5 protein-coding genes are annotated in these 5,767 nt (G+C 72.4%); all 5 read right to left on the bottom strand.

The annotated features are described in order from the left end of the window. On the bottom strand, positions 1–1,616 hold a 1,616-nt coding region (locus MBSD_RS15880; RefSeq protein ID WP_062536635.1), incomplete at its 3' end, for a methyl-accepting chemotaxis protein. Positions 1,617–1,900: 284 nt separating this feature from the next. Further along, complete coding sequence (locus tag MBSD_RS07745; protein WP_062536634.1) at positions 1,901–2,401, bottom strand: chemotaxis protein CheW; 501 nt, start codon at positions 2,399–2,401, stop codon at positions 1,901–1,903. Between the two features lie 139 nt (positions 2,402–2,540). Then, positions 2,541–4,622: a chemotaxis protein CheA gene (locus tag MBSD_RS07740; RefSeq protein WP_062536632.1), complete on the bottom strand. Its 2,082-nt coding sequence runs from the start codon at positions 4,620–4,622 to the stop codon at positions 2,541–2,543. Between the two features lie 6 nt (positions 4,623–4,628). Continuing rightward, positions 4,629–4,991: a response regulator gene (locus tag MBSD_RS07735; protein WP_062536630.1), complete on the bottom strand. Its 363-nt coding sequence runs from the start codon at positions 4,989–4,991 to the stop codon at positions 4,629–4,631. Between the two features lie 6 nt (positions 4,992–4,997). Then, positions 4,998–5,351, bottom strand: a complete 354-nt coding sequence (locus MBSD_RS07730; protein WP_082306553.1) for an STAS domain-containing protein — start codon at positions 5,349–5,351, stop codon at positions 4,998–5,000. Positions 5,352–5,767: the final 416 nt, after the last annotated feature.

The raw sequence follows: 5,767 nt of genomic DNA, 5'->3' as shown, positions 1-5,767 counted from the left end.
CGCGCCGCCGGTTCCGCCGCCGCGGCCGGCCGCGCGCGCGGCGCCGCGGCGGGCGCGGCGCCCTCGATGCGGAAGAACGCCACCTGCCGCAGCAGCTCTTCCGCCTGCTCCTGCATCGCCCGGCTCGCCGCCGCCGCTTCCTCCACCAGCGCCGCGTTCTGCTGCGTCGCCTCGTCCATCGACATCACCGCCTGGTTCACCTGGTCGATCCCCGACGACTGCTCCGCGCTCGCCGCCGCGATCTCCGCCACGATGTCCGTCACCTTCTTCACGCTCTCCACGATGTCCGCCAGCGTGTGGCCCGACTGGTCCACCAGCTCCGTGCCCGCGCGCACCTTGTCCACCGAGTCGGCGATCAGGCCCTTGATCTCCTTCGCCGCGCCCGCCGAACGCTGCGCCAGATTGCGCACCTCCGTCGCCACCACCGCGAAGCCGCGGCCCTGCTCGCCCGCCCGCGCCGCTTCCACCGCCGCGTTCAGCGCCAGCAGGTTGGTCTGGAAGGCGATCTCGTCGATCAGGCCGACGATGTCGGCGATCTTCTTGCTGGAGGCGTTGATCGCCCCCATCGCCTGCACCGCGCGCGCCACCACCTCGCCGCCGCGTTCGGCCTGCTCGCGCGCGCCGCGCGCCAACTGGTTGGCCTGCGAGGCGTTCTCGGCGTTCTGCTTCACCGTCGCCGTCATCTCCTCCATCGAGGAAGCGGTCTCCTCCAGCGAGCTGGCCTGCTCCTGCGTGCGCTGGCTGAGATCGTCGTTGCCCTGCGCGATCTGCTTCGCCGCCGTCGACACCGATTCCGAACCCGCGCGCACGTCGCCGACGATCTCGGTCAGGCGCATATCCATGTCGTGCAGCGCTTCGCGCAACTGGCCGATCTCGTCGCGCGAGGCGACCCTGATGGTGTTGTTGAGGCGGCCCTCGGCGATCGCCTTGGCGATCGCGGTGGCCTCGCGCAGGCGGCCGACCACCGAGCGGATGAACAGACCGTCGAAACCCAGCGACAGCAGAATGCCGATCAGGATCACCAGCATGGTGATGTTGCGTGCCGAGACGCTCTGCGCGGCGGCGGCCTCATACTTGGCCTCGCCGCTCTTGACGTGCAGGTCGAGCAGCGTGGAGATGTCGGACTGCACCGGCGCGAACGCCGGCATCACCTTCATCTGCACCATCGCCTGCGCGCGGTCGAAGTCGCCTTCCTTCAGCGAGGCCAGCGCGTCGCTCATGCCGGCGAGCAGCATTTCGCGGTCCTGTTCGAACAGCTTGGCCTGCTTGCGCTCGGCGTCGGTGAGCGCGGACTTCTGGTACTGCGCCCACAGCCGCTCGATCTCCGCCTGGCCCTTCTCGATCAGCGGCAGGCTGGCGCTCACCTGCGAGGCCTGGCGCGCCTGCACCGCGCGCTGCAGCTCGGTCCAGTTGGCGTTGATGTCGTTGAGGATGCGCCCGACCAGGGTGGCCGGCACCAGCGCGTCGTGGTACAGCGCGCCGGTGGCGTCGCTGGAGCGCTGCATGCCGATCACGCCGGCGCCGCCGATCAGCACCAGGAAGAAGAGCACCGAGGCCAGGCGCACCAGCATGCGCAGCTTCAGCGTGTAGGTGAATTGGAACCGCGGAAGTTTCATGGTGGAATCCCGAGGGTGATGCCGCGAGGGCCGTGTCGCAGTCACTGCATCGGCAGCAGCGGCGCAAGCTTGAGGGCTCTCCCCGCGCTCCGGCTGCGGGACGCCGGCCGAAGCGGAGCCCTGTCGCGGACACGCGCGCGGCGGCGCGGGAGCGCGTGGGGCGGAAGCCGCGACGCGGCTTCCGCCGATGGTCCGCCGAAACGTGTCCGGCGCAGTGGCGGAAGCGGCCGCGCCGGTTCCGCCCTACGTGCTCACGCGGGATCGACGGCCGGACGGGGTGCCGCTCAGGCGGCCGCGGCCTCGTCCGCCGCGGCCTTGACCAGCGCCCAGTCGTCGTGGCCGAGCAGGCGCTCGACGTCGAGCAGCATCACCATGCGCTCGCCGACCGCGACCAGGCCCTTCAGATATTCGGTGTCGACCGCGGCGCCGAAGTCCGGCACCGGCTTGACGTCGTCGACGCGCACGTCCAGCACGTCGGACACCGCATCCACCACCATGCCGAAGTGGCGGCCGTTCAGCGCCACCACGATGGTCACCGTGGTCGCCGTGTATTCCTCGCGCGGCAGGCCGAAACGCACACGCAGGTCCATGATCGGCACGATCGCGCCGCGCAGGTTCAGCACGCCGAGGATGAACGCCGGCGCCTGCGGCACGCGCGTCACCTTCGACCAGCCGCGGATCTCGCGCACCGCCAGGATGTCGACGCCGTACTCCTCGCCGGCCAGGCTGAACGTCAGGGCTTGCGCGCCGGCCTGGACGCCGTCGCGGGGAGTGATCTCGCTCATGCTGCGCACCTTCGTCGTCCGCGCCCGACCGTGCGGGCGCTCCTGCCGGTAATTCGGCCGCTGCGGACAAAGCTTGAGCCGCGGAGCGGGGCCCGTCGCCGGAGTCCCGGCGCCGCGTCGCCTCGCGCGCCGCACGCGGTCACGCGGCGGCGCGCGTCCTTGCGTGCGCGAGGCGCACCACGCCGGGCACGTCGACGATCAGCGCGACGGAGCCGTCGCCGGTGACGGTGGCGCCGGAGATGCCGCCGACGCGGCGGTAGTGCGCCTCCAGCGACTTGATCACCGCCTGCTGCTGGCCGAGCAGCGCGTCCACCAGCAGGCCGACGCGGCGGCCTTCGCCCTCGACCACGACGACGATGCCCTGGGTGGCGTCGGTGACCGCGTTGCGGCAGCCGAACAGCGCGTGCAGGCGCACGATTGGCAGATAGCCCTCGCGGAAACGGAACACCTCGCCTTCGCCGCCGATGCGGTTGATCTGCTCGCGCCTGAGCTGCATCGACTCGATGATCGACACCAGCGGGATGATGTAGTGCTCGTCGCCGACCTGCGCGGTCAGGCCGTCGATGATGGCGAGCGTCAGCGGCAGGGTGATGGTGAAGGTGGAACCCTGCCCCGGCCGGCTGGCCACGGCGACCGTGCCGCCGAGGTCGTTGACGTTGCGCCTGACCACATCCATGCCGACGCCGCGGCCGGACAGGTCGGTGGTGGCGGCGGCGGTGGAGAACCCCGGCTGGAAGATCAGCTCGGCGACCGCCGCGTCGTCGGGCTGGTCGGCGGCGCCGATCAGGCCGCGCTCGCGCGCCTTGCGCACGATCGCTTCGCGGTCCAGACCGGCGCCGTCGTCGCTGACCTCGACGACGATGTTGCCGCCGAGGTGGTAGGCGTTGAGGCGCAGCGTGCCGGCCTCCGGCTTGCCGGCGGCGCGGCGCCGCTCCGGCGATTCCAGGCCGTGGTCGATGGCGTTGCGCACCAGGTGCACCAGCGGATCGCCGATCTTCTCCAGCACGGTCTTGTCGAGCTCGGTCTGCTCGCCGTGCAGTTCGAGGTGCACCTGCTTGCCGAGCTTGCGCTCGAGGTCGTGCACCAGGCGCGGGAAGCGGTTGAACACCGTGCTGATCGGCAGCATGCGGATGCGCATCACGCTTTCCTGCAGCTCGCGCGTGTTGCGCTCGAGCTGGGCGAGGCCGGCGCGCAGCGCCTCGAGCATCGACGGCTCGAAGCGCTCGCCGAGCTGGCCGAGCATCGACTGCGTGATCACCAGCTCGCCGACCATGTTGATCAGCGCGTCCACCTTCTCGATGGCGACGCGGATCGAGCCGGTGTCGCCGCCGTGCGCCTCGCTGCGCGCGGGGGCGCGGGCGGGCGCGGGCGGAACCGCAGCCGCCGGGACGGGCGCCGCGGCGACCGGCACCGGCGCGATGGCGGCCGCTGCGGGCGGCGCGGGCGCGGCGACCGGCGCATCGGCCATCGACGCCGCCGCTGCGGGCGCTTCGATCGGCGTCACGCGCAGCTCGCAGTCGCCGTCGACCCACTCGAACACGGCCTCGACGGCGGCGCGCGGCACCGCCGCTTCCAGGCGCAGGTCCCAGGCGAGGTAGCACGCCTCCGGATCGATCTCGGCCAGCAGCGGCAGGCGCGCGGTGTCGGCGCGCGCCTGCAGCGGTCCCAGCCGCGCCAGCTCGCGGAACATGCGCACCGGGTCGTTGCCGCTCTTCAGCAGGTGCTCGTAGGGGCGGAACAGGATCTCCCAGCCGGCGACCGCCGGCGCGGCGGCGACGGGCACGGCGGGCGGCACGGCCGCATCGGCGGCCTCGTCCGCGGCGCGGACGTCCCCGCGCGCCAGCGCGCGCAGCGCCCCCAGCACGGCGTCGCTGTCGGCGTCGGCGGACGGCGCGCCGCGGCGCGCGCGGTCCAGCATGCCGCGCAGGCAGTCGACCGAGCGCAGCATCAGCTCGACCAGCTCCGGCGTGGCCGCGCGCTTGCCCGCGCGCAGCTCCTCCAGCAGCTCCTCGGCGACGTGGGTGAACGCGGCCACGTCGGCGAAGCCGAACGTCGCCGAGCCGCCCTTGATCGAGTGCGCGGCGCGGAAGATGGTGTTGACCAGCTCGGCGTCGACGCCGGCCGGATCCAGCTTCAGCAGCGCCGCCTCCATCGCGTCGAGGCCCTCGAGGCTCTCGTCGAAGAAGGTCTGGTGGAACTGGCTGAGGTCGACCTTCGCCATGGAGGCTTATCCGAGCACGCGCCGCACCGTCGCCAGCAGCTGCTCCGGATCGAACGGCTTGACCAGCCAGCCGGTGGCGCCGGCGGCCTTGCCTTCCTGTTTCTTCTCCGGGTTCGATTCGGTGGTGAGGATCAGGATCGGCGTGCCCTTGTAGTCGGGCAGGCCGCGCAGCTCGCGCACCAGGCTGATGCCGTCCATGCGCGGCATGTTGACGTCGGCCAGCACGAGGTCGAAGCGGCGCCCGCGCGCGGTGTCGAGCGCGGCCTGGCCGTCCTCGGCCTCCTGCACGTCGAAGCCCGCGCCGCGCAGGGTGTAGGCCACCATGCTGCGCATGGAGGCGGAATCGTCTACGGCGAGAATGCTGGTCATCGTTGTCTACTCCGCAAGGGCTTCCGCCGCGGGGGCGGCGGTTACTTCATCGGGCAGGCCGAGCAGCGCGGCGACGCCGAGCAGGCCGGCGTCGCGCGCCAGCGCCGGCGCCGGCGCCCGCCACTCGACGGCGATGCCGCGCTCGCGGCCTTCGCGCACGAACGCGCACAGGAGCTGCAGCGCGGCGGTGTCGGTCGACTCGACCGCGCCGGCCTCCAGCACCACCGGCCGGCCCGCCGCCAGCGCCTCCAGCAACTGCTCGCGCAGCGCATGCGCGCCGGCGATGCGCAACGCGGGCTGCAACGCCAGCCGCAGGGGCGCCGCGCGCTCGCCGCGCCGCCGTTGTCGTGCTCGTGCCATCGATCGACCTCGTCGCCCGGCACGCGCCGGGCTCGTCCGCTACGACGCCCTTAGCGGCAGGGCGGGCGGGGACTTTAGGGGGTATTGCGGGAAACGGGGCGAGCGCGGTGCGTGGGCCGGAACGGAACGAGTCCGCATGGTTGCCGTCGTTCCGGCGAAGCCGGAGTGACGGTTTCCGAGTGCTCGCGCCCGTCACGTCGCATCCGCGCCATGCCCACCTCCCGGTCGCCTGCACGCAGGCTCCTACCGAGCAGGTTGCCGGGACACGCGATGCGCGCGTTCTCCCGCCCCCCTCAAGTCCCCCCACCCCCTGCCGATGTAATGACGAGCCGCGGCGTTGCGGCGCCGGGCGCCTTCGCGCACGGCGCGACGCCGCCCAGGGAGTCCCGGTGAACATCGAGCCGATCAGCCGTTTT

Source organism: Mizugakiibacter sediminis (genome assembly GCF_000953855.2).
Lineage (GTDB): Bacteria > Pseudomonadota > Gammaproteobacteria > Xanthomonadales > Rhodanobacteraceae > Mizugakiibacter > Mizugakiibacter sediminis.
This window is presented reverse-complemented; position numbering and strand designations above follow the sequence as displayed.

Coding starts and splice junctions, on each gene's coding strand:
- MBSD_RS07745 (WP_062536634.1), bottom strand. CDS start 2,401: ATGAGCGAGATCACTCCCCGCGACGGCGTCCAGGCCGGCGCGCAAGCC.
- MBSD_RS07740 (WP_062536632.1), bottom strand. CDS start 4,622: ATGGCGAAGGTCGACCTCAGCCAGTTCCACCAGACCTTCTTCGACGAG.
- MBSD_RS07735 (WP_062536630.1), bottom strand. CDS start 4,991: ATGACCAGCATTCTCGCCGTAGACGATTCCGCCTCCATGCGCAGCATG.
- MBSD_RS07730 (WP_082306553.1), bottom strand. CDS start 5,351: ATGGCACGAGCACGACAACGGCGGCGCGGCGAGCGCGCGGCGCCCCTG.